Annotated in this window: 21 protein-coding genes; 3 read left to right on the top strand and 18 right to left on the bottom strand. The window is 34.8% G+C overall.

Going from position 1 to position 23,199, the window contains the following annotated elements:
- Window positions 1–2 precede the first annotated feature (2 nt).
- The 15 genes from ACLTBU_RS11795 to ACLTBU_RS11725 all read right to left on the bottom strand — a co-directional run bounded on the left by ACLTBU_RS11795 (window position 3) and on the right by ACLTBU_RS11725 (window position 17,506).
- The gene (locus tag ACLTBU_RS11795) at window positions 3–734 is read right to left on the bottom strand and encodes a DUF6063 family protein (protein WP_412219047.1); all 732 of its coding nucleotides are present in this window, start codon (window positions 732–734) and stop codon (window positions 3–5) included.
- Window positions 724–2,241, bottom strand: a complete 1,518-nt coding sequence (locus ACLTBU_RS11790; protein ID WP_412219046.1) for a replicative DNA helicase — start codon at window positions 2,239–2,241, stop codon at window positions 724–726. Before ACLTBU_RS11790 ends, ACLTBU_RS11795 begins: the two co-directional genes overlap by 11 nt.
- A gap of 243 nt (window positions 2,242–2,484) precedes the next feature.
- Window positions 2,485–3,000 (bottom strand): N-acetyltransferase family protein, encoded by a 516-nt coding sequence (locus ACLTBU_RS11785; protein WP_412219044.1) that lies wholly within the window; start codon window positions 2,998–3,000, stop codon window positions 2,485–2,487.
- A gap of 198 nt (window positions 3,001–3,198) precedes the next feature.
- The gene (locus tag ACLTBU_RS11780; protein ID WP_412219043.1) at window positions 3,199–4,104 is read right to left on the bottom strand and encodes a metallophosphoesterase family protein; all 906 of its coding nucleotides are present in this window, start codon (window positions 4,102–4,104) and stop codon (window positions 3,199–3,201) included.
- A gap of 14 nt (window positions 4,105–4,118) precedes the next feature.
- A complete protein-coding gene (locus tag ACLTBU_RS11775; protein ID WP_412219042.1) occupies window positions 4,119–5,057 on the bottom strand; it encodes a DUF4474 domain-containing protein in 939 nt (312 codons plus the stop codon).
- Between the two features lie 176 nt (window positions 5,058–5,233).
- Entirely contained in the window at window positions 5,234–6,025 is a 792-nt protein-coding gene (locus ACLTBU_RS11770; RefSeq protein WP_412219041.1) for an endonuclease/exonuclease/phosphatase family protein, read from the bottom strand.
- Window positions 6,026–6,040: 15 nt separating this feature from the next.
- The gene (locus ACLTBU_RS11765) at window positions 6,041–7,699 is read right to left on the bottom strand and encodes a PTS transporter subunit IIBC (RefSeq protein WP_412219040.1); all 1,659 of its coding nucleotides are present in this window, start codon (window positions 7,697–7,699) and stop codon (window positions 6,041–6,043) included.
- A 116-nt stretch (window positions 7,700–7,815) separates the two neighbouring features.
- Entirely contained in the window at window positions 7,816–9,462 is a 1,647-nt protein-coding gene (locus ACLTBU_RS11760) for a glycoside hydrolase family 13 protein (RefSeq protein WP_412219038.1), read from the bottom strand.
- 164 nt (window positions 9,463–9,626) lie between these two features.
- A complete protein-coding gene (locus ACLTBU_RS11755; RefSeq protein WP_249333270.1) occupies window positions 9,627–10,619 on the bottom strand; it encodes a LacI family DNA-binding transcriptional regulator in 993 nt (330 codons plus the stop codon).
- A 451-nt stretch (window positions 10,620–11,070) separates the two neighbouring features.
- Window positions 11,071–12,321: an alkaline phosphatase family protein gene (locus ACLTBU_RS11750; protein WP_412219036.1), complete on the bottom strand. Its 1,251-nt coding sequence runs from the start codon at window positions 12,319–12,321 to the stop codon at window positions 11,071–11,073.
- 12 nt (window positions 12,322–12,333) lie between these two features.
- Window positions 12,334–13,662 (bottom strand): ABC transporter substrate-binding protein, encoded by a 1,329-nt coding sequence (locus ACLTBU_RS11745; protein WP_412219035.1) that lies wholly within the window; start codon window positions 13,660–13,662, stop codon window positions 12,334–12,336.
- Between the two features lie 29 nt (window positions 13,663–13,691).
- Window positions 13,692–14,510 (bottom strand): carbohydrate ABC transporter permease, encoded by an 819-nt coding sequence (locus ACLTBU_RS11740; RefSeq protein ID WP_412219033.1) that lies wholly within the window; start codon window positions 14,508–14,510, stop codon window positions 13,692–13,694.
- A gap of 8 nt (window positions 14,511–14,518) precedes the next feature.
- Window positions 14,519–15,394: a carbohydrate ABC transporter permease gene (locus tag ACLTBU_RS11735; protein ID WP_412219032.1), complete on the bottom strand. Its 876-nt coding sequence runs from the start codon at window positions 15,392–15,394 to the stop codon at window positions 14,519–14,521.
- Window positions 15,391–16,437 (bottom strand): ABC transporter ATP-binding protein, encoded by a 1,047-nt coding sequence (locus tag ACLTBU_RS11730; protein ID WP_177671652.1) that lies wholly within the window; start codon window positions 16,435–16,437, stop codon window positions 15,391–15,393. The genes ACLTBU_RS11735 and ACLTBU_RS11730 overlap by 4 nt, the downstream gene beginning before the upstream one ends.
- A gap of 238 nt (window positions 16,438–16,675) precedes the next feature.
- Window positions 16,676–17,506 (bottom strand): HAD family hydrolase, encoded by an 831-nt coding sequence (locus tag ACLTBU_RS11725; protein ID WP_412219030.1) that lies wholly within the window; start codon window positions 17,504–17,506, stop codon window positions 16,676–16,678.
- A 185-nt stretch (window positions 17,507–17,691) separates the two neighbouring features.
- On the opposite strand from ACLTBU_RS11725, the gene ACLTBU_RS11720 reads away from it, so the two are divergent.
- Together ACLTBU_RS11720 and dhaS are read left to right on the top strand one after the other, a co-directional pair.
- On the top strand, window positions 17,692–18,315 hold the full coding sequence (locus ACLTBU_RS11720; protein ID WP_412219028.1) for a hypothetical protein: 624 nt from the start codon (window positions 17,692–17,694) through the stop codon (window positions 18,313–18,315).
- 44 nt (window positions 18,316–18,359) lie between these two features.
- Window positions 18,360–18,935, top strand: coding sequence for a dihydroxyacetone kinase transcriptional activator DhaS (dhaS, locus tag ACLTBU_RS11715; protein WP_249333275.1), 576 nt, complete (start codon window positions 18,360–18,362; stop codon window positions 18,933–18,935).
- On the opposite strand, the gene ACLTBU_RS11710 is transcribed toward dhaS, so the two are convergent.
- The gene (locus ACLTBU_RS11710; protein ID WP_249333276.1) at window positions 18,930–19,172 is read right to left on the bottom strand and encodes a hypothetical protein; all 243 of its coding nucleotides are present in this window, start codon (window positions 19,170–19,172) and stop codon (window positions 18,930–18,932) included. The genes dhaS and ACLTBU_RS11710 overlap by 6 nt on opposite strands.
- Before the next feature lie 187 nt (window positions 19,173–19,359).
- Between ACLTBU_RS11710 and ACLTBU_RS11705 the strand changes: the two genes are divergently transcribed.
- Entirely contained in the window at window positions 19,360–21,075 is a 1,716-nt protein-coding gene (locus ACLTBU_RS11705) for an oleate hydratase (protein ID WP_412219026.1), read from the top strand.
- Between the two features lie 52 nt (window positions 21,076–21,127).
- Here the strand turns inward: ACLTBU_RS11705 and ACLTBU_RS11700 are convergent, their stop codons facing one another.
- Both ACLTBU_RS11700 and ACLTBU_RS11695 read right to left on the bottom strand, forming a co-directional pair.
- Window positions 21,128–22,609, bottom strand: a complete 1,482-nt coding sequence (locus tag ACLTBU_RS11700; protein WP_412219024.1) for a hypothetical protein — start codon at window positions 22,607–22,609, stop codon at window positions 21,128–21,130.
- On the bottom strand, window positions 22,606–23,133 hold the full coding sequence (locus tag ACLTBU_RS11695) for a sigma-70 family RNA polymerase sigma factor (RefSeq protein ID WP_412219022.1): 528 nt from the start codon (window positions 23,131–23,133) through the stop codon (window positions 22,606–22,608). Before ACLTBU_RS11695 ends, ACLTBU_RS11700 begins: the two co-directional genes overlap by 4 nt.
- Between the last annotated feature and the right edge of the window lie 66 nt (window positions 23,134–23,199).

Raw genomic sequence — 23,199 nt, 5'->3', positions numbered from 1 at the left:
TTTTATGCTCCCTCCTTCTTGTCAAACTGATAAATAAAATCTAGTAACCCACGGTTGTATTCATAATCCATATAGTAACGCTGAACAATAACTTTGGTCTTCTCAGTCAGCTCCATTTCGTTGTTCCCAATATCATGAATCATACCTTGTTTTTCTAAGAAGTTCTTCACTGAATTTAAGAAACTCATACGGCTATTGGTATTGCCTGATTGCTTTTTAGCTTTTTCTTTAACATCATCAATAGCCATCCATTTTTCTAGAATTCTAATCCAGTTGTACTCTTGTTCTTCTTCTATTTTTCTAAGTTCCTCTTCCTCTATTTTGGAAATGCTCTCAAGTCTTAAGTGTACTGCCTCTAGCCATTCTTCCATTTTAATAAAGCTTCTTGTAGGCTCTTGACTTTGATAGCTATTGTAGAACTCACCAAGTAGAATAATAATAGTCACATACATAAGATAAATATCTAGATTGGTCGCACCACTTGAGAGATAAATCCTTTTAATCATTTCATTACTCATATGTAAAGGAGAAGTGGTTGCAATAGGGACTAAATACAGTATGTCACCACCAACAATAATGGTTGCATCATCCTCCCTTGCAAATTGATCTACTAATTCTTCAATACGCTCATCTCTCATATAAGCCTTAGCGTCTGCTGTGAGGCAATTCCCACTAGCCGCTAGCCTTGTATAAATTTTATAAGCCTCAATAATTTCTTCATTTTTATATTCCATCGTCCTCACCTGCTTTTACTTCTAATGTCAAATCTATTTCCATATTTGTGATGGTAAAACGCTCATATTTTTCTATCTCGCCTTCGTTTTCTCTCACTTTAATGCTGTTAGTCATACCTCGTAAAACTTCCTTCACGCCACTTAAAAGGCTTTCATCATCTAATTCATCTAAATCGATAGGAGACTTTTGATGGAGCATAATCCAAAAATCATAGAACAGCCTCTGTTCTAATAAAACGGACTCTTTTTCCTCCAAACTACTGCAAATTTCTTCTAAAGTAATACACGTTCTTCCTTTTAGAAGCTCTCGCGCCTCTAACATCACCTCTTTAAAGTATGCCTTTAACTGCTCCTTGTGCTGATTAAGCTGCTCTTCACTTGCCCCTTCTAAAAAGGCTCTACCTGTTTCCTCTTCTGTACGCTTTTCAATACGCTGCTTACCAAATACACTAAGCGGGTACCATTCCCTACTACGTGCCACTTTTAAAAACGGCTCTACAAAAGTTTTACTTGCATGAAGTGGCAGTGGTTTACCCATCATAGCACCTACAATATCTTGCTGGAAGTTAAAATTATCTAGTCCTATAAAGTAAAGTGCCTGCTGAGCCGCTTCTAAAGCATGAGTACGTAGCACAATACTATCTTGTAACAGCTTGCTATGCTCATGATGTACTGCTTCTAATTGCTGGTCGATTTTTAGCATAAGTGTATAAGCTTTTTTATCTTTTTCATTTTCAATCTGATACTTTAAACTATCTTTTGTCAATCTCACAAAGTCTTGTAGTTCATCAAACTCCTGATTTTCCCTTGCTAGCCTTACATGAATATCTTCAATAAGATTTTTATAACGCTCATAGGTCTCTTCAGATACAATGCTCCTCGTCACTTCATGTTTAATTTTCATAAGCCTTTCTCTTAAGTTCTCAACTGAAAGACTCATCTCATCTATTTGTCTAAGGGCACCTATAAACTCACCTTTTTCAAGCTGCTTACGTAGGAGCAATTGATTAATAGAGATTTGAAACTCACTAAAGTATTCCTTACTAGAGAAAATCAGCTCTAACCCTTGGTCATCTAATGTATAGTATTGTGTATTAGACTTTACATCAGCACGTGCAGCCTTCAAAATGGAATAGTAAATAGTCTCCTCCTGCTTAGTCTCCCAGTTGTAGAAAGTCATACTATTACGACTCCCATTAGAAGGTCTAAAGACATCAATAATCTCTCTAGCTAATTCTAGAAACTCCTCTCTATTCATATCTATTTTTCCATCATTCACTTTATATAAAAAGGCCGCCAATTCCTTGACCCCACTGGTCTTCTGGCGCACAATCATATTTTCAAAAAAGAACAGTAAAGTGAGCATCCCTAATTCATAATAAGGAATATCCTGACTCGAATGATCTTTTTTTGTTTTTCTTCCAAGCCTGTATAAAGGATCATAAATAGCTAGCCTTTTCATACGCTCTCCAAAATGGTCCAAAACTCCGCCCATGTCTATATGCATTTTAGCTTCCTCCAAATTTCTAAAATATCTTTTTTATGGATCGCTTCCACATCATCTTATTTACTAAAAGAAACTTATGTTCCCCTCTATTATAACATGTCCCCCTATCAATCCCTAATTAAAAAAGTATAAGAATCCCTAAAAATAATTTCAGAAATTCTTATACTTATTAGTCTTTATTCAGTTCATCCCTATCCTAATAACCCCCTACCTTCTGGCCCATCAATCCCAACGCCAAAACGCTTATGCTTTACGTGTAAAATCTTTGGATAAATAAAGTACTAAATCATCATTATTTGTACATGCCGCATAAGGCTCTAACCTTTCATTGTTATACCAAACGCCACTCCCATCTGGAATGTAACCTCTTTTGATATACAAGCGCTGTGCAGGACCATATCCAGCATGTAGGCCTACCCCTAGACAAATCTTATCAGAATACTTTTTGACTCCATCTTCAATTGCATTAAAAATGGCCGTCCCTACTCTTTTTCTTTGATACTTTTCAAGAACATTGAAATCACATACAGTTGGAATATGCTGATTAGCAAAAGGACCATGCTGAGCATTTGGCAGAAGCGTTGCATATCCAAGTACTTGCTCTCCTTTTACTGCTATAAAAACTTTTCTCACACCATTTTTTTGTTCTTTATAATACTTTTCAAATAACTTGATAGGCTTATCCCATCCCTGTAACTTAAAAGCTTTGTGAAAATCAAGTATATCTGATTCCATCATATCCCTAATTTGAATATCCAAAATATCTCCCCCTATTTCTATAAGTTTTCCTTATTATATCATTATTTTAAAGAACTTCATGCACAATGTATGTATACAGCTATTCTTTAGAATATATACCTCTTAGCTTTAAACTCTATGTAGGGCTCTACCCAGCTTAAATAAAAAAGTATAAGCCTCTCTAAAAATGGTTTAGAAATTCCTATACTTATAAACATTTTATACATCTATCCTACTGTCAAAGAAATCCTGTATTTTTACTGCGCCTTCCAAGACTTCTCTTGTAACATATAAGCTTCTATCTGCCCTTGTCATGACATGCCACTTCACTAAGCTAATGGCACCCTTTTCGATTTCTATTGCTGTAATACACCTTGGATGCACACAACTTCCATCATTAAAGTACATAGGCTCACCAACTTTAGGAAAACTTGGTCTATGTGTATGTCCCGTTATTAACATCTTATTTTCTTCCTCTGCCCACTTCTTTAAGTGAGCCTCTACCTTATTCTTTTTGTTATAATTCTTCCCTGCTCTCGTGGGGTCCTTTACACCCCAAAGCTCCACTGTTCTCCATAAATACCTTACCAAAAATCTCCCTAACCTCCAGGCTTGATCATTAATAAAATCTCCTTGATGCCCATGCACAAGAAAAATTCTATTACCACTATTTCGATCTTCTAAAATCAAGCTCTCATAAACTTGCATAGAAGGAAATAGTGAACAAACCTTTTTTCGGGTCTCACAGTAATACTCTGTACACTTCCTTTTAAACAATTTCTTATTACTCTTCTCTTTATCATGATTGCCATAAATCATATATAATCTCTTTTCATTATAAAACCTAGACATAAGCCAAAAAGCATTACTATGCACTTGAATAATCTCTTTCATACATCTATTTTCCCAAAGTTCATCACCATCTCCTAGCTCAATGTACGTAAAACCTTCTTTATAATAGTCATTTAATGCTGCCCAAAATAGATGTTGATTCAATAAAAAATTATCTCCCCAATTTCCACTCCCTCTATGACAATCACTCATCATCACAAACTTAGAGTCCTGATCATAAGGAAGGATTATTGCCTCTTCATAAGCTTTTGATAAACATTTAGATGTTCTCATACTCCCCTCCCTTGCTATTGATTGAGATAAGGTTGCATATTTTTATAAAGTTCTTCCAATTTTTTAGCTCTTTTACCATTGGCAAGCATTCTAAATAATATAGGATAATAGATACGTAAGAAATCAATCTTATCAAGTGTGCGTGTAAAATCTCTCGTAACCCAATTAAATAAATGGCAATAAAATCTATTAAGTCTTTGAATCCAGGCTACTACCCATTTGCCATATTTCTGTGGCTGTGCCGTTCTAGGCGTTGTAAAAATAACTTGGACCATTTTATTTTCTACTCTAATATCCTGAGCTTTATAACCCGCATCACTCAGCCCCTTAATAAAAGCTCTTTGCATCTCCCGATTTGGAAAAATAATCCGAAGCTCTAAAGATAATTGCTCTGGTTTAGAAAAGACAGCTACATCAAAACCCGTTAACCACCAGTGTCTCCCTTTTCTTTCAATGATCGTCTTATCCTCTTTTTTTAAAGTATATGCCATTTGTAAACGGTCATCATCGGATACACACTCATAGAAAGCCCCTGAGAAAATGCCCGGTATATCTACATCCTCTTTATCTGTTACATACACGCCGACTTCTCCCCCTGTTGTCATACCATACTGCCCCTTCCAAAACTCAATAAGCCACCTTCTACCATCATATTGAAAATAAATAGGTTCACTGTCTATAATCATATTTAATGAGGGTGCTAATTCATCATAAAGACGGCAATATCCCACCTTTCTCTGCCATGGATACATGTGCGAATAGACAAGATCTTGTTGTACATCAAACAAAAAACCATATAGACTTAATGCTTCATTTATATCTTTTACCTTTTGACTATCCGTTCTTTCCTCTACTTTTTCTATTGCTAATCTTCTACGTATCCATGCCCAATACACAATTAATCCCATAAATAAAACTACCATACAAATTGCAAGGATAAGTGAATGTTCCATTTAACCTCCCCCTTATTATAAATGTATCTCTACACTATTTTATTCCTTCATAGCAGTATTGGTGATCTATTATCACTAGCTTGTATCCCTATCATGCTCTATCCTTAATATTTTTTAAATTGCAAAAAGCAGGGTTTTCTATAAAACCCTGCTCATAACGTCTTTCGAGTATTTCTTTATACTTCACATTCCATCTCTACACCGAAATGATCTGAGACAATTTCTTTGTTTACACCATTGAAACAAACTTGAGATTCTAAAACTTTTATAGGCTGATTGGCCCAAATCAAATCAATTCTTAACCCTGCTTGATTTTTTTCCCATCCATCAATCTTACCTTGTACTGTAATACCTTCATCTTTTTTCTCAGCTAACGTATAAGTATCAACCCAACCTTTAGAAAGCATATAGTCATAGCCTTCATCTCTTACATTAGCATTATTATTAAAATCACCCATCATAAAGGAAAGACGTTTTGAGTTAATCGATACATTAAGTGTATCTATTTGATGTTTAAAAGGCTCTTCTTCATCTATCCACCATCCTAGATGGCAAGTATAGAAATCTATGGTTTTACCTTTATAATCTATAGAAATTTTTACAACTTTACGTGTTTTCCAGTAATTTGTATCATGCCCTTTCGTCACAAAGAATTCTTGCTCTTCTACAATTGGGTGCTTACTTAAAAGACATAAGCCTTCTTCATAAACTTTATAGCCTATATGAGAGAATCCCCATCTAAAGTCATATTCTGTTACACCTATTGCCTTTAAGGCATCTAATAAAGCATAGACAAAATTACCTTCTTTAAGGCCTTGTACAACTACATCTCCATCTATAGGCTGACTAACTTCTTGGAGAGCAATGACATCATAGCCTTTGTCTTTAATCTCTTGTGCTAAAACCTTAATCTTATGTTGTTGATCTACTTCTTGCCATGAATGGCAGTTAAGTGTCAATAATTTCATGCTTTAATCTCCTACTTATTTTCCTAACAAATCTTGAACTTCTGATTTAAGCACATCCACTTGTGGACCATAAATGGCTTGGACACCGTTGTTTTTACATACAAGACCGATAGCACCATTTTGTTTCCATGCACTTAGGTCACCTACTAAACTTACATCCTTAACAGTTACTCTAAGTCTCGTCATACAAGCATCCACATCAATAATATTATCTGCGCCTCCTAAGAGTTCAATAGCTCTTGTAGCTTGAGATGCTTTTTGATAAGTTGATGCCGCTTTCTTAGTACTTCCTTCTGCTTCTTCACTTTCATCATCAATATAGTTACCACATCGTCCTGGGGTAGCAATATTAAACTTCTTGATTAAGAAACCAAATACGCCAAAGTTTAAGAAGAAGAATACAATACAACTAATCCCAAAATTCACAAGGTCCATACCAATACCTGCATTAACCATCATTGGTATACGTGTTAGGAGTTCAACGACTCCGAATGAATGTACTCTTAAGTTTATCAAATCCGCTAAAGCAAATGCAAGTCCAGTTAAGATGGCATAAGCTACATATAAGATAGGTGATACAAACATAAACATAAATTCAATTGGTTCTGTAACACCTGTTAAAAATACGGCTAAAATAGCGGATAAGAAAATGGTTTTGTATTTTGATCTTTTATCTTTATCTACATTTTTATACATTGCAAAGGCTACCCCAAGGAGAGAAGCTGAGGATAAAATAACTTGTCCTACTTTAAAACGTGCTGGTGTAACTGCCTCAATTAAATTGCTATAGCCTACCATATCTCCTGCAGCTTTTAAATTATTAAGGTCTGTAATCCATGCAAGCCATAGTGGGTCTTGTCCTGCTACAACTTGTCCTGCCGCTGGCCCTGTTAACATAGTGTATAAGCCACCTAACTCTGTGTAATTAACAGGCACAGTTAACATATGGTGAAGACCAAATGGTAGAAGTAATCTTTCTAAGGTTCCATAAACAAATGGTGCTACAACTGGCGCTGTATCTTTTGAAGCTGCTAACCATTGCCCAAAACTATTTAAAGAACCTTGAATAAATGGCCAAATCACAGATAAAGCTACCGCCATTACTGTAGACCCTAAAATAACCATAAAAGGTACAAAACGTTTTCCATTAAAGAAGGCAAGTGCCTTTGGTAATTTATTAAAGTTATAATATTTATTATACAAATAAGCTCCTAAGAAACCTGAAATAATACCGATAAATACCCCCATATTTAAGGCTGGTGCACCTAGGATAGATGTAAAGTAATCTGGAACTGTTAATGCTTGTCCAAGAAGACTTGTTACTGTTGCACTACTATCACTTAACATTGCACTACTTACACCAAAAATAGCCCCTGTAATACGATTTGTTAAAACAAAGGTTAACAGTGCTGCAAATGCACCACCAGCTCTGTCATTTGCCCAAGACCCACCAATGGCAACTGCAAACAGAATATGTAAATTGCCAATAATAGCCCAACCAATGTCTTCCATGACTCTTGCTACTGCTTGTAAAAATCCTGCATCAAAATTCATACCAATTAATTTACCAATTGAGATCATAATCCCTGCTGCTGGCATTACAGCAATTACAACGAGTAATGCTTTACCAAATTTTTGCCAAAATTCGAATGAAAATACCTTCTTATCCTTCATGTTCAATACCTCGCTCTCTTCCTACTCTCTTCTCTTTTTAAATGATTTATACTTATGCCTTTAAAATCATCTCTTCTTATGTTTTCTAAAATGACTTTATATGCATGTATGAGGGATTACTTCAATTTATAAAGTCTTGCTTCATAAGGACGTAATGTAGTATACTGCTTAAATTCTTCTACTGTATAATTAGCTAATAGTAACTCTTCTACTTCCAAAATCTCTCCGTTAAGTGTTGCCACTTGGTCTGTTAAGTTACAAAGTACTAAATACTTTTCATCTTCTTCTCCACGTGTATAAGCATAAACCTTAGGATGTTCCTCCCAGATTAATTGATATTTACCATAAACTAAGGTTTTGCTTGATTTTCTAATTTTAATCATCTCTTTATAGAAATTCAAAATAGAATCTTTATCTTCTTGCTGAGCTTTTACATTAATAGTGACATAGTTAGGGTTCATACCTATCCAAGGTGTGCCTGTAGTAAATCCAGCATTTATGCTCTCATCCCATTGCATTGGCGTTCTTGCATTATCCCTTGAACAGTTCCACATAAATTTCAGTGCTTCAGACTCCTGTACACCTTCTGCAATCATTTCATTGTATTTATTGACAGAAGATACATCATTGTAAGCTTCTATACTTTCAAAAGCTACGTTGGTCATACCAATTTCCTGCCCTTGGTAAATAAAAGGGGTACCTTGTTGCATAAAATACATAAGCCCTAAAGCTTTAGCACTTTCTAGCCAATAGTTTTTATCATTTCCCCATCTAGATACTGCTCTTGTAATATCATGATTTTCAATGAATAAGGCATTCCATCCTTTGTTATGCAGTGCATCTTGCCACTTTGAAAGCGTCTTCTTAAACGTGATAACATCTAAATCTTCTACACCTTCTTTATCCCATAACTCTAGATGTTCGAATTGGAAGATCATATCGAACTTCCCTTCCTTTTCACCTACCCATAGATGACTTTCCTTGGCACTTACACCATTGGCCTCGCCTACAGTCATAATATCGTACTTATCAAAAGTGTTCTCCTTCAACTCCTGCAAATAAGTATGTATACCTTTTACATTCATATGCTTACTAAAAGAAGAGACATATTTAAGTCCTTTTGGATTATCTAAATCCTTTAATCCTTCTTCTTTTTTGATATGGCTAATAGCATCTACTCGAAAACCATCTATACCCTTATCTAACCAACCATTAATCATATCATATAAAGCTCTTCTAACTTCCTTATTCTCCCAGTTCAAATCAGGTTGTCTTTTGCTAAAGAGGTGCATGAAGTACTCATCCGTTACCTCATCATATTCCCAAACTGAGCCGCTAAAAATACTCTCCCAGTTATTTGGCTCTTGTCCATCCTTACCTTCTCTCCAAATGTACCAATCACGTTTCTTACTATCCTTTGAAGTACGTGATTCTAAGAACCACTCATGCTCATCTGATGTATGATTGATAACTAAATCTATGATAAGCTTCATACCTCTTCCATGTACCTCATTGAGAAGTTCATCAAAGTCTTCCATTGTGCCAAACTCATCAAGAATTTCTTCATAATCACTAATATCGTAACCGTTATCATCATTTGGCGATTTGTACATTGGACAAATCCAAATAACGTCTATACCTAAATCTTTCAGATAATCTAGCTTAGAAATGATCCCTCTTAAATCACCTATACCATCTCCATTAGAATCCATAAAACTGCGTGGGTATATTTGATAACCTATCGCTTCCTTCTTCCAGTCCATGATGTCTCCTTTCAGTGCAACCGTTTGCATAAATCTCTAAAAAAATATATGTTTATAATGACCAGATTTATAGTAAATTAACCGGTTGTTTTGTGCAATTTGATATCGTATTTTTATTATACTCATTTTGCTACATTCATGCAACCGGTTTCATTCTTTTTATTCTATTTTCTTTTAATCCATTCAGTTTCTACTATATAATGCTTATTTTTTTGCTCTTTTCCTTCTAATTGATTAATGAGTAGCTTACTTGCATACCATCCTAATTTTACAGCTTGAATATCTATGGAAGAAATAGGTGGATTTTGATACTGGCCTATTACTGTATTGTTAAACCCAATAAGTACTTTTCCATCTTTCCCATTTTCATTGCAGTATAGATTAACCCCTACTGCTATAAGGTCATCAGTAGTTAGAATAGCTGTCAACTCTTTTTTAGAAAGTAAGACCTTAGCCCCTTCCTCCCCAGTTCTCTCATCAAAACCTGTTCCATGATAGACGAGTGCTTCATCATATACTATTTGATTATCTCTAAGTGCTTTTTTATAACCTTCCAGCCGATCTTTAGAAACCACCCAGTCTATTTTGGCGCCTATAAAACCAATATGCTTATGTCCACTTTTGATTAGTTCATCTACTACCTGATATGTAGCACTCTCATTATCGTTATCTACCCATAAAGTAGTATCCGTATCTTCTGGATGGCCAATGACTACAAAGGGAAAATTCATTTCTTTTAAAAGTTCTATGGTATGGTCTTGTGATTCAGCTTTTAAAATGACAATCCCATCTACTCGCCCATTCAAAGTAAAATCTTTGACATACTTAAGCTCATCCTTTTTATCCTTGGCTACAGCATACATTAAGTAATAATGATGCTGCGTAGCATATAAACTAATACCCTGCATAACTTGAATAAAAAATGGATTTGCAAAAGTATTTTCAATTTCATTAGGTAAAATAATACCTAATATGTGTGTTTTATTATTCGCCAAACTTCTTGCAATGGCATTAGGTTTAAAGTTTAGCTTCTTGATTGCCTCTTTTACCTTTTGCTTTGTTTCTTGACTAATACGCTCATTATTTGATAACACTCTTGAAACAGTAGAAGGTGATACCCCTGCTTCCTTTGCTACATCTCGAATCGTAACCTTCATGCTTATAACTCCTTTGCCAGTACTATACATTTTCTTTATCATACCTTTTTTAAAAAGAAAATCATAGCCTGTAGCAATAAATCTATTAACTCAGTTGTATAATCTCTATGAGTCATATAAAAATACTCTAAATACTACTATACTATTCTTTTGACTTGGTCCTAAGCATATTTTTGTCTCCAGGCACATTGCCCCCATCCCAAAGAAATTTTAAGCTAGGCGTGTCGTCGTACGGTTCACATACTTGCTCTAGACTTTCTCTATAATCAGCAATTTCTAATCGATTAATTTCATCTTTTTTAACTCCCTTGTTATAAATTTTATGGAGTTTATTACTGAGTAATCCAAGTTTTCATATAGTTATATCTTAATGCTTATATTTATATGAATCATTTTATAATATAGCTAAAAAAAAGCACCAGTGCTCATAACACTAATGCTCCCTAAAGATTTAATCTATAAATGCCTTGCCTTCTAATCCTTCTGGTAACTCTAACCCTAATAACTTCATTAAAGTTGGGAATTCATCTACTAGCTTACCAGATTCTATAACCTTGGCTGGGCGTTTAGAATTGTAAATAATGAAAGGTGGCTTATCTCCTTTTACAGGAAGGTGTCCATGGGTAGCCTTTGAATACTTGTAGTCTTCTGTATCTACATCTTGTGCCACCTCACAGTCTACTTGATTAGATATGGATATACCTGCACTACCTTCTACTACGTATTCAAAGTCTCCTGTAAGATGAAGTGCTTTAGCCTCTTCTTTATTGAAGATGGCTTCAATATAACCTAACTTCTTAGCTTCTTCCATTACTTCTAAAGCTTTAATTTCTGCTTCTTGATTTACTATGTATAAATGTCCTGAGATACCAGCTGACTGCATATAGGCCTCATACTCTAATACATTGCCCGCTCCATCTGTCTTAATTAAGCCTGCACGTCTTAGCATTTCATTGATACTGATGACACTTTGTATATCTAGCTGACCATGATCTCCTAGTACAACAAAAGTTGTATCTTCAAATAGGCCTTTACGTTTGTAGAGGTCTATTATATTTTGAATCCACTGTCCATGCAGTCTTTGCGCCTCACTTACTAATTCAGCCTGAGTACCTGCCGCGTGTCTTGCATGATCTAGACTTGCCTGATGCAAAAAGAGTACATCTGGTGTATAACGGTCTACAATCTCTAATAAACAAGCTTCTCCAAACTGGTCAAGATGAGGATTTTTCTTCCAATTAAGTAACCCTTTATGATGCTCGTAAATCTCTTCCATAAGAGATGATGTTGTTTCTACAATTCTTTTATTCGCTGCATCATACTCTGGCGCCCAAATCTCAGGAATAAGATAATCTATAGGTGCATCAGCTGTTACCGGCCATAGCACTGCTGATGTTGTAAGGCCCTTTTCTTTAGCATAATCAAAGATTGTTTTAACCTTTAAATCTTTATAGTACCAATACCAATTTTCATTATAATGCTCTGGATCTAAAATTTCATTATGATGAATACCATGCCCCTCTGGATAATGACCTGTCATAATCGTAGCATGACATGGATAAGTTAGTGTTGGATAAATACACTCTATATTTTTCACAACAACACTGTCTTCTAGTATTTCTTTAAAACCTGGTAAGTCTTTCACCACTTCTAAGTCACTTGTAAATAAAGAGTCTACACTGATTACCACTAATTTTCTCATCTCTTCATTCTCCTATTTGCTTTCTTGTAATAATTTTGTTGCTTCCATAGCTGCCTTGTCTAATGTATCTTGCACCTTTACATCCGTTGTAAAGATCTGATCTAAAGCATTAATATACACATTATAGGCTTCACCATATGCTTTATTCATAGGACGTCCATGACCATATTGTAATTGATCTACAGCCACTTTAAATTGTGGTGTGCTTTCATATAAAGCTTCAATTTCTGGATGAGTTGTTGAACTAATCGTTGTTGGAAGATAACCTGTTTTCTTATGTGAATACACTACTTGTTCTTCTTCTGTCATAAAGTTAATAAAAAGTGCTGCTGCCTCTTTTTCTTCATCGGTTAATTTAGAAGTCATAACAATATTACATCCCCCTGTTGGTACGCTATATTCTTTGCCACATGGGATAAAAGCTGTACCAATTTCATAACCATTTTGCCCCGCAATATCTAACGTATTATTAAGAGATCCTGTAGAGTCCACCCACATACCAATTTTTTGATTCATAATTTCAGTTGTACGTGTATCACTTGCATTGTTACCACTATAATATTTAAAGTTATATTTTTCTATACCTTCTTTTAAGAACTCTACAGCCTCAACCGCAGGTACCTGATTAAAGATAGCTTCTGTTTCATCTGCATTCACTATATTTCCACCATTACCTTGTGTGTATGCTTCAAAATGCCAAATATCATTAAGGAATCCAAAACCTTTTACACCAATACTTTCAAGTTGTTTGGAAGTACTTGCAAGCTCTTCCCAATTGGTTGGTGCACTGGTAATGCCTGCCTGATCAAATAACGTTTTGTTATAGTAGAAAATAGGTGTACTTCTTAAGTAAGGTACGCCATAGAGCTTACCATCTACATAAGAATTATCCATTAATCCAGGCAAGAAATTGCTTTCTTTTTCATCACTAATATAGTTCTCTAAAGGTTCAATCATGCCTGCATCAGCAAAGCTTTTAATACTGGCAATCTCCATTACAGAAATAGCTGGTTGTTCATTGGCAATGAAAGCACTTTTAAGTTTTGTATGTAATTCATCATAGCTACCTTGGTATTCAGCTGTAATACGAATATTATTTTCTTTGCCAACGGTTTCATTAAATTTTTCAGTAAGCTCTTGGTTATTTTCGGCTACTTTATCTTGCCAAGAGTACCAAAATTCTAATTCAATTAGATCACCTTCCTGATTGCTTCCTTTCTGAGTATCTTTCACACTACTTTGTGCCTCAGCGGCCTGGCCTGATGCACATCCTACTGTATTTATAGAAATCATAGCAATAAGTGAAGCACCTAACATTTTTCTAAAAAGATTTTTATTCATTTTCATTCTCCTTTATGAGTATTCAAATTTTATTTATCCCCTAAATAGGTAAAAGCTTTAATAATTTGTTTTTGTGCAAATAGGAATGCAATTAAAATCGGTATAACCAGCATGACATTACCTGCCATTAAAATATGATAGTTTACACCACTTTCAATCTGTCTTAAGGAAGCAATTCCTACTGGTAATGTTCTAACACTATCGTTTGTAGTTAACGTTAAAGGCCAGAAATAATCATTCCATGTACTAATAAAGGTTAATAAAGCTAACGTTGTAAGAGTCGGTCTAGCAAGAGGTAGCATAATTTTAGTAATGATTTTAAACTCCCCTGCCTTATCTAGTTTAGCTGCTTCAATCAGCTCTTTTGGAACTTGTTTAAAAGTTTGCCTTAACATAAAGATGCCAAAGGCACTAGAAGCAAACGGTAAAATAAGACTTGGCAATTTATTAATAAGTCCCATATTAGAAAACATAACGAATAAAGGTAGGAAAACAAGCTGTCCTGGAATCATCATAGTAATCATAATAATCCCAAAGATAAGTTTATCCCCTCTAAACTCATACCTAGCAAAGGCATAAGCTGCTGGAACAATGGTAAGCATTTGTAAAACAAGTACACTTATTGTAATGATGATACTGTTCTTAAGATAATGCATAAAAGGTATAGAATTAAAAGCTTGCTGGAAGTTTTGCCACTGAAAAACTTCTGGCCACATACTCGGTGGGAAAATAACAGTCTCCCCTAAAGTTTTGACAGATGTGATAAACATCCAATAAAACGGAAAGAAAAATATGAGAAATAAAATCACTGTCACCATAAATCTTGGAAGTTGTTTAATCCTTTTCATACTGCCTCCTATTGGTAATGAACTTTCTTAGAAAGTAACTTAAAGTAAATGATTGTAAAAATGGAGATAATTACAAGGAGTACCACACCAATGGTTGATGCATACCCAATCTTATAGAACTGGAATCCATATTCATAAATGGAATACACAAGAGTATTGGTACTATTTTGAGGCCCTCCATTTGTAATGATTTGAATAGTCTCAAAAACTTTAAATGAGGCAATAATACTTACAATGGTTAAGAAAAAGAGTGTAGGCGAAATCATAGGCAAGGTAATTTTAAAGAAGGTTTGCCTTTTAGTTGCTTTATCCAAAGATGCCGCTTCATACAAATGCTTTGGTATACTTTGAAGGGCTGATAAAATAATAAGCGTATTGTACCCTAGCGTCTTCCATACAGAAATAATTACAAGTGAGATTAAGGCCACTTTAGGATTACCTAGCCAATCTATAGGTCCTACCCCCACTAGGGATAAAAGATAGTTAAGTAGTCCAAAGTCATTATTCATAAGCCACATCCATAAGAATGAAATAGAGGCAAGGGATACAATATAAGGTGTAAAAATGAGATTTTGCATAAATTTATTAATGCGTGTATCCTTCCTTAAAAATAAAGCTAAGGCTATAGATAAAATCACACCTAATCCAACCGTTAATAGCATATACACAAAGGTATTGGATAGGGTTTGATAAAACTTTACATCTCTAAATAAAGTTTGATAGTTTTTAATACCTACAAATTCTTTAGTAGGTGAAATCATATCCCATTCATAAAAACTAAGGAAAATAGTATTTAAAATAGGATAAATAGAAAACACAATAAAAACAATAAGTGCCGGTGCCACAAATAAATAAGGCTTCAGAGTCTTAATAGCTTTTTTCATAATATACTCCCCTGAATTCTATCTTTATTGTAGTCAAATCCATACATATGTTTATAAGCAAGAGAAAGCTTTACTTCATCTTCTATTTCAAGTTCTACATCATTAAATACCTTAATGGCTATAACACCCATCTTAGTTTGGATACGATAAATAACTTCTGAACCAAGCATCTCTCTTGTTAAAACAGAACCCTTAAATACGAACTTTTCTTTTGTCTCATCGCCTTCTTCATAGATTTTCACTTTAGAAGGCCTAAAACCTATATAGCCTACTTCTGGTTGTAGCTCTAGACATTTGTTAACCTTGTCTCTTGTTAAGATATTCATCTCCGGTGTCCCAATAAATTGTGCTGTAAAAATATTTTGAGGAGATGCATAGATTTCATGAGGTGTACTGTGCTGTCTAATCACACCTTTTTCCATGAGTACAATATCTGTTGCCATAGATAAGGCTTCTACTTGGTCATGCGTTACATATACAAAAGTCACTCCTAATTTATGATGAAGCTCAATAAGCTCTGATCGCATTTGATTACGTAATTTAGCATCTAAATTACTTAAAGGTTCATCCATTAAGAATACTTTTGGCTTCTTCACCATGGCTCTTGCCAAGGCTACACGTTGTCTTTGCCCACCAGATAGTTGGGAAGGTTTTTTATGAAGATGTTCTGTTAAATCCACAATGCCTGCGATTTCTTCAATAAGACGTTCTCTCTCTGCCTTAGGTACTTTGGCATTAATAAGACCAAACTCAATATTGCCTTTCACCGTCATAGTCGGATATAAAGCATAGTTTTGAAATACCATAGCAATATCCCTATCTCCTGGCTCTACATGATTCATCAGTTTGCCATCAATATAAATTTCTCCATCTGTTGTATCTTCTAAGCCCGCAATCATTCTTAATGTAGTTGATTTACCACACCCAGAAGGCCCTACTAATACTGTAAAGCTACCTGACTCGATTTTTAAATTTAGATTTTCAATAACGGTTGTTCCGTTCTCATAAGTCTTTCTTATATTCTTTAAACAAATCTCTGACATAAGTCCTCCCTTATTGGTCTAACTTTATTCTCTTCTGCTGTTACAAGGCCTATTTTAAAGAGGTTTTATTAAACTCTGAGGAACTTTAGGTTAAATAATTGTTTTTTTATATTAAATTTATGATAAATAGAGTTTTGACTCATAAATCAAAATGAGGACTATCTCTTTGTAAATAGTCCTCATCAAAACTTTCTCTCTTCCTTTTATATCGAATGAACTTGACATCATGCCATTATCATTAAGCACTTTCTCTCTTCTTGCAGTAGACTAAAACTTCTTCTAACTGCTCTCTTAATTGTTCTAATGTATGAACACGTACTGACCAATCTACATGATCATGAATATCATAAGGGGAAGTTAAAATGGTATGACCTCCAATAGCTTTAACAGGATAAAGGTCATTATAGCCATGGTCCCCAATAGCTAATATTTCTGAACCCTCTATATGATGATTTTTAAGGATGCCTGGTAAGTGCTCCATAACACCAAAAGGCTTATCTGCCCCATAGTGAATGATGTTAAATTTATCCTCTAAGTTAATATACTTGGTAAAATCGATTGCTTCTGGCCTAGCTGTATTCGTCATCATATACATCCCCTCTGTATACTTAGCAAGTTCACCTAGAACCTGCACAAGCTGCTCATTAACCTCTATAGCATACTCAGGCATAAGCATTTCTTCTCTTACCTTAGCAAAGGCTCTATCTACTACTTCTTTTGCTATGCCTAATTGGCCAGCAAGCATAAAGACTATACTCCATCCATCCCCTATGAATCCATACTTTCTATCTAAATAATTTTCAAAATGTCCATCTGTATTTACAATAGGTTCAATATCTAATCTCTCTTCTAATGTTTTACCTGTTAAGTCCATTGTCCTATCATAAAGATGCCCTAATAAAAACTTATCCTTACCTTCTATGATAGCATCAGCTTTTGCTTGAATAAGCGCTTCAAACTCTTCAAATACACTTCCTTTCAAAAGATGAGAAATAAATCGTTTATAATATTGTCTGTCTTGATATAAGGTTCCATCTAAATCACATATAATCACTTTAATATTGTCCATCTTTTTTATACCTCTTCTTTAATCTAATCTTTTTATATTTCTATTTAAACTTTTATATCTAATACGTTATAATATTCTTTTAAGTATGACAATATATTTAAACTCGATTTAACTTTGTAAGTTGTTTTTTAACAAATAGTCTTATAAACTTAACAATTTCTATTTTAGAAAGGAAATGAACAATTATGAAAAAATGTATAGGTTTATTCATAGTACTTATGCTACTAGGTAGCTTTTCAGCTTGTACCCCAAAAGATACTATTCCTCCTATGTTTATACAAAAAGCCACTTTAACTAAAGATGAAGAGAAAATTATAAAATTATTAGACCTAGATACTATAGCTGATATTTATGATTTTAAAGTAGATGATAAATTACAATCTATTCATATTAATACTTATGAACTTAAAGACGGCAAGTGGGAAATGCTTATGTCAGATAGCAGCCAAATGGTTAAGGATGTATCAGGTAGACTGGCACTATCTTTTAACAAGCTCCCTTCAGAATTTCAAATTTCCATACAAAGTGAACACCATAATGGCACTAATAGGTACTCTACTGATGCAACAGAAGACTACAATAATATGACGCGTGCAGTCTCCTCTTTAAATAGCCCTACAGAAATTGTATATGGAAAAGAAATCCCACTGGTTATGCAAATACTAACTTCTCAAAATGTAGTTAGCTCTTACACTCTAGAGCATTTTTATAAGCCTGAGGTCTATGAAAAGCACAACTATGAACATGTCTATGCCATAACCATTATGTTTAGCGAAAAATCTCTAGGGGAACTTGATAGGCCGCAATAGAATCTGCTATAGTATTTTCATATTAACTTACAAAGGAGGGGCCTATGTCAGAATCACTTATTACCAAAAAAGCTATTGCTACAGCACTTAAAAGTCTCATTCTCGAGAAACCTTTTGATAAAATTTCAATAGCAGACCTTACAAAAGCCTGTGGGCTTAACAGGCAAACTTTTTATTATCACTTTCAAGATAAATATGAGCTCCTTACTTGGATTTACTATACAGAAGGCTTTGCTTTTGTAGTAGAAGATATTACTTTTGAAAATTGGGATCAAAAAATCCTTCTTCTATTAAATATTATGAAGAAGGATCAGACGTTTTATTGTCATACCATCAAGCATGACAGCCGCTATTTTATGGACTATCTTTTAGAAATTACTGCCACCCTCTTTACAGAAGCTATTAATGCTTTAGATACCCAGCATAAAGTACAAGCACAGCAAAAGCAGTTTTTCTCAGAATTCTATGCTTATGGCATTTGTGGTGTTATTCTTTCTTGGGTTCAGTCCAATATGAAACAGCCACCCGAAGAGGTTGCTAAGAACTTTAAAAAACTTGCACGCCACAGTGAACAACTTGGCTATAATTTCTATATCAAAGAACACGAAAGGCTTCTATAGCTTAAAAACACCTATCATCCATTTTTTAAGCTCATCTTCATCTTTTTCATCTATCATTTTTAAAAGCTCTTGATAGAGTCTACTTAGCTCACCTTCTGAAGGTGTAACTTTACTTAATCCTTTCCCTAACTCAATCATATTACGGCAGGTACGCTCTTTAGATTTCGCCTTATTTCTCAATAAATGGCGAAGAGACACACTAAGCGTAACCTGCTTTAATTTTGTCTCCAAACTCATCTTATAATCCCCTTTCTTTCATTTAAACTTAGTTTAGGCCTATATAGCTTGAAGATATATATACACATTTTCACTTTTGTCTAGTTCTTATACAAATTCTCCTTTTTGTCTAATTACAACTTTCTTAACCTTCTATATACTAGGCCTATAAACAGCTTAACAACTTAAAGAATCGGGGGTATTTCATATGAAAAAAAATCATTTAGGCGCTCTTTTAACTGTAGGTGCTATTACAGGTGCTGCGGCTTTTGCCATGCATCATACTAATAAGAAAAAAAACACACATAAAATGACACCTCTTCTTAGCAACTATCCTGACCATAGTGACAGACAAGTGTACTTTGTAGGTGGTGGTCTTGCTTCTTTAGCAGGTGCTGCTTATCTTATTCGCGACTGTAAATTCCCAGGAAGTAACATTCACATCTTTGAAGGTATGAATATACTTGGCGGCAGCAACGATGGGGCTGGTAATGTAACAAACGGCTTTGTATGCCGTGGTGGTCGTATGCTTAACGAAGAGACTTACGAAAACTTCTGGGAGCTTTTCTCTTCTATTCCTTCTCTTGATATGCCAGGCATGAGTGTTACAGAAGAAATTCTAAACTTTGACCACTTACATCCAACTCATGCACAGGCACGTCTTATTGATAAAGAAGGTGTAATTCAAGATGTAACAAGTATGGGCTTTGATACACAAGACCGTCTTCTTCTTGGTAAACTTATGATTACGCCAGAAGAAACTCTTGATGATATGACCATTGAAGAATGGTTTGCAGAAAGTCCTCATTTCTTTACAACCAACTTCTGGTATATGTGGCAAACTACTTTTGCCTTCCAAAAATGGTCTAGTCTCTTTGAATTCAAACGCTATATGGAACGTATGATTTTTGAATTCTCACGTATTGAAACACTTGAAGGGGTTACACGTACACCTTATAACCAATATGACTCTGTCATTTTACCACTACGCACTTACTTAGAAGGCTATGGTGTGAACTTCCATACTAATGCTACAGTAACAGACCTTGATTTTAAAGAAGGCCACTCTATTACTGTAACTGCTATTCACCTTGAGACAAGTGAAGGCGAAGAAATTATTACGTTACAAGACCAAGACCTTTGCATTATGACTAACGGATGTATGACAGATAGTGCAACTCTTGGCGATATGTATACACCAGCCCCTTATAACCCAACAAACCCTATCTCTGGTGACCTTTGGGCCAAAGTGGCTGCTAAGAGAGAAGGACTTGGCAATCCTGAACCTTTCTTTGGGCATCCAGATGAAACCAACTGGGAAAGCTTTACTGTAACTTGCAAAGGTAATAAACTTCTTAAAATGATTGAACAATTCTCAGGCAATATTCCTGGAAGTGGTGCCCTTATGACCTTCAAGGATTCTAACTGGCTTATGAGTATTGTCGTTGCAGCACAGCCACACTTTAAAAATCAACCAGCTGATACAACTATCTTCTGGGGCTATGGCCTATATACAGATAAAACAGGAAACTATGTAAAAAAAGCTATGCGTGATTGTACAGGTGAAGAAATCCTTACAGAGCTTATTCATCACTTCCACTGGGAAGATCATTTAGATGAGATTATGGCAGATGTCGTGAATGTTATTCCTTGTATGATGCCTTATATTGATGCTCAATTCCAACCTCGTAAAATGACAGACCGCCCACAAGTCATTCCACAAGGTTCAACCAACTTTGCTATGATTAGCCAATTCGTTGAAATTCCTGAAGATATGGTCTTCACTGAAGAGTATTCTGTCCGTGCAGCACGTATGGCTATTTATAAATTAATGGGTGTTACAGATAAAACCATTTGCCCTGTTACCCCTTATAAAAAGGATAAAAAAGTCCTCCTTAAAGCATTAAAAAAATCTTATAGTTAAGCTATGACTAGCTAAAAAAAGAGTGTTCACTTTTGCTAAGTGAACACTCTTTTTACATACTTGGTGATGCAGACCATACCTGCTCTCCATTAATAAAGATTTTGTCTATCTTCTCTATGTCTAAGAACACCCTATCATGTTTATCATCTAAAACTACACAGGTAGCTTTAAACTTATCTTTACTACTAGTCGTATCACTATTTATAAATGGAATGATACTACCATCTTGCATATGCATCTCTACTTTTATCTGTTCATAGATTGAATCCTTCTTAGGATCTTTTGGCCTTCCTGTTTTTGTTCCTGTTAAGGTAATCCCCATTACGGATATATTCATCTGCTGAATCTGAATCGATTCTCCATTTGCAGCAAAACCTAAATTAAGCTGAATAGGCTCTATGGTCGTTGTATCTTGCACATCAAATTCCACTTTCCAGTCTTGTTTTGTAAGGACTTCCTGCACCTCATAAGTTACTTTTGTAGCTTTTAGATAAGGTATATCAGCTGGGTCCATGATCTCACTAAACTGACTTGTCCCTAGGCTTCCTCTCCATAAAGTTGCCATATCATAATTTATACTTCTTTGATGTGCCGTATAGACCTTACCTGTTCGTATATCTGTTATTTCTGAAATAGTTCCTATGACATAATCATGACTTGTGCCTGTCCAATATTTATCACTTGCATTTCTTGTATAAAGGGTTAAACCTCCATCTGGATTCATAGGATTTTCAAGCCTTGAGTCTTGAATTAACCCTACATACTCAAAAGTCACAAGCGGCTCTTCTCTTAATACAATTCTTTGAGAATCACCTATTTCTCTGTGTAATAACCTATCTAATTTCATATAAAGATATTTACTATGGGGTGGATAATCATAATCTATTGTATCGAGTACCGTGTTATGTGCCTGAAATAAATCACCTAACGGTATATCAATTTCTTCTTCCACTTCTACTCTTTGAATGATATTACTTGCTTTTAGTCTAAGCTTTTTACCTTCTAGTATATCTTCATTTCCACTACCTTCCACATAATAAGTCAGTTTCCTGCCATCCTCCGAAAGAATAGGCGGTCCATATTTGCCTGATTGTGACCATGAATCATCCCACTCTCCTACTTTAACCCCTTCTGTCCAGGGTTTCTCACCTTCATTAATAAAACTAAAAACAAGAAGAGAATTGTAATGATCTGCTATGGCTGCTTCTACAACCATTTTAACTTCTTTTTGATGATCCCCTTTATTAATAGTCTGTACATGAGGAGCTATATTTTTGAGTACCTTCTCTCCTATAAACATACTAAAGCCTTCTACATGGTTTATGGCATAGGCAGTTCCTGAAAAGACAAATAGGATACCTATTATCCATACTGCCACATGTGCTAAAGCTTTAGGTACGCTATATATTTTCTTTCTTGCCTGCGTACTCCTATCTAGACACTTGGCTTTTATAGACTCTTCAAGCTGTGCGTTAAGATGCACTTCTTTGAGTTGCTTATCTATAACCTTTTTTAGATTATAAACTTCTTTCATAACTTCTCACCCTCCTCTAATTGTACACTTAACTTTTGCCTTGGCCTCTGTAGCCTCACTCTTACTGTGCCTTCTTTAATATGTAAAATGCTTGCAATCTCTTTTGTAGACATTTCTTGATAATAGTAAAGGAGAATGACTTCTTTATATTTACGTTCTAATTCGGCAATCTCACTTAAAATTTGTTTTTGCCTCTCTCTTTCAATAAAATTCTGGTCTATACGCTCTTTAGAAATCGTTTCTAAATCTAAACCAGTCTTAACTCTTTTAAACCAACTTGTACGCATATAATTTTTACAAACATTAATAGCAATACGCATAATCCATGTCTTTTCCTCTGATATTTGATTAAAAGTATAATATTTCTGATAGACTTTAATAAATGTTTCTTGTACTGCATCTTCTGCTAATGCTCTATCTTTCAAGTAAATGATACACATTCGTAAAAGTGTATCACCATACTCTCTCATCATTCTCTCAATTTCTACGATTTCTTGTTGTTCAATCTCTATAATACTTTCCATCTCCTATCCCCCTTTCTCCCCTTAGACACAATCAATTTTAAAATTGTAACACATTTTAAATATTTT

It is taken from the genome of Zhenhengia sp., assembly GCF_046966505.1.
Lineage (GTDB): Bacteria > Bacillota > Clostridia > Lachnospirales > Cellulosilyticaceae > Zhenhengia > Zhenhengia yiwuensis.
This window is presented reverse-complemented; position numbering and strand designations above follow the sequence as displayed.

What these genes read in the sequence shown, in the direction of transcription:
- ACLTBU_RS11695 (WP_412219022.1), bottom strand. Translation starts at nt 23,133, where the DNA reads ATGGAAAGTATTATAGAGATTGAACAACAAGAAATCGTAGAAATTGAG.
- ACLTBU_RS11745 (WP_412219035.1), bottom strand. Translation starts at nt 13,662, where the DNA reads ATGAATAAAAATCTTTTTAGAAAAATGTTAGGTGCTTCACTTATTGCT.
- ACLTBU_RS11740 (WP_412219033.1), bottom strand. Translation starts at nt 14,510, where the DNA reads ATGAAAAGGATTAAACAACTTCCAAGATTTATGGTGACAGTGATTTTA.
- ACLTBU_RS11780 (WP_412219043.1), bottom strand. Translation starts at nt 4,104, where the DNA reads ATGAGAACATCTAAATGTTTATCAAAAGCTTATGAAGAGGCAATAATC.
- ACLTBU_RS11760 (WP_412219038.1), bottom strand. Translation starts at nt 9,462, where the DNA reads ATGGACTGGAAGAAGGAAGCGATAGGTTATCAAATATACCCACGCAGT.
- ACLTBU_RS11725 (WP_412219030.1), bottom strand. Translation starts at nt 17,506, where the DNA reads ATGGACAATATTAAAGTGATTATATGTGATTTAGATGGAACCTTATAT.
- ACLTBU_RS11735 (WP_412219032.1), bottom strand. Translation starts at nt 15,394, where the DNA reads ATGAAAAAAGCTATTAAGACTCTGAAGCCTTATTTATTTGTGGCACCG.
- ACLTBU_RS11700 (WP_412219024.1), bottom strand. Translation starts at nt 22,609, where the DNA reads ATGAAAGAAGTTTATAATCTAAAAAAGGTTATAGATAAGCAACTCAAA.
- ACLTBU_RS11755 (WP_249333270.1), bottom strand. Translation starts at nt 10,619, where the DNA reads ATGAAGGTTACGATTCGAGATGTAGCAAAGGAAGCAGGGGTATCACCT.
- ACLTBU_RS11775 (WP_412219042.1), bottom strand. Translation starts at nt 5,057, where the DNA reads ATGGAACATTCACTTATCCTTGCAATTTGTATGGTAGTTTTATTTATG.
- ACLTBU_RS11765 (WP_412219040.1), bottom strand. Translation starts at nt 7,699, where the DNA reads ATGAAGGATAAGAAGGTATTTTCATTCGAATTTTGGCAAAAATTTGGT.
- ACLTBU_RS11790 (WP_412219046.1), bottom strand. Translation starts at nt 2,241, where the DNA reads ATGCATATAGACATGGGCGGAGTTTTGGACCATTTTGGAGAGCGTATG.
- dhaS (WP_249333275.1), top strand. Translation starts at nt 18,360, where the DNA reads ATGTCAGAATCACTTATTACCAAAAAAGCTATTGCTACAGCACTTAAA.
- ACLTBU_RS11705 (WP_412219026.1), top strand. Translation starts at nt 19,360, where the DNA reads ATGAAAAAAAATCATTTAGGCGCTCTTTTAACTGTAGGTGCTATTACA.
- ACLTBU_RS11730 (WP_177671652.1), bottom strand. Translation starts at nt 16,437, where the DNA reads ATGTCAGAGATTTGTTTAAAGAATATAAGAAAGACTTATGAGAACGGA.
- ACLTBU_RS11750 (WP_412219036.1), bottom strand. Translation starts at nt 12,321, where the DNA reads ATGAGAAAATTAGTGGTAATCAGTGTAGACTCTTTATTTACAAGTGAC.
- ACLTBU_RS11710 (WP_249333276.1), bottom strand. Translation starts at nt 19,172, where the DNA reads ATGAGTTTGGAGACAAAATTAAAGCAGGTTACGCTTAGTGTGTCTCTT.
- ACLTBU_RS11795 (WP_412219047.1), bottom strand. Translation starts at nt 734, where the DNA reads ATGGAATATAAAAATGAAGAAATTATTGAGGCTTATAAAATTTATACA.
- ACLTBU_RS11720 (WP_412219028.1), top strand. Translation starts at nt 17,692, where the DNA reads ATGAAAAAATGTATAGGTTTATTCATAGTACTTATGCTACTAGGTAGC.
- ACLTBU_RS11770 (WP_412219041.1), bottom strand. Translation starts at nt 6,025, where the DNA reads ATGAAATTATTGACACTTAACTGCCATTCATGGCAAGAAGTAGATCAA.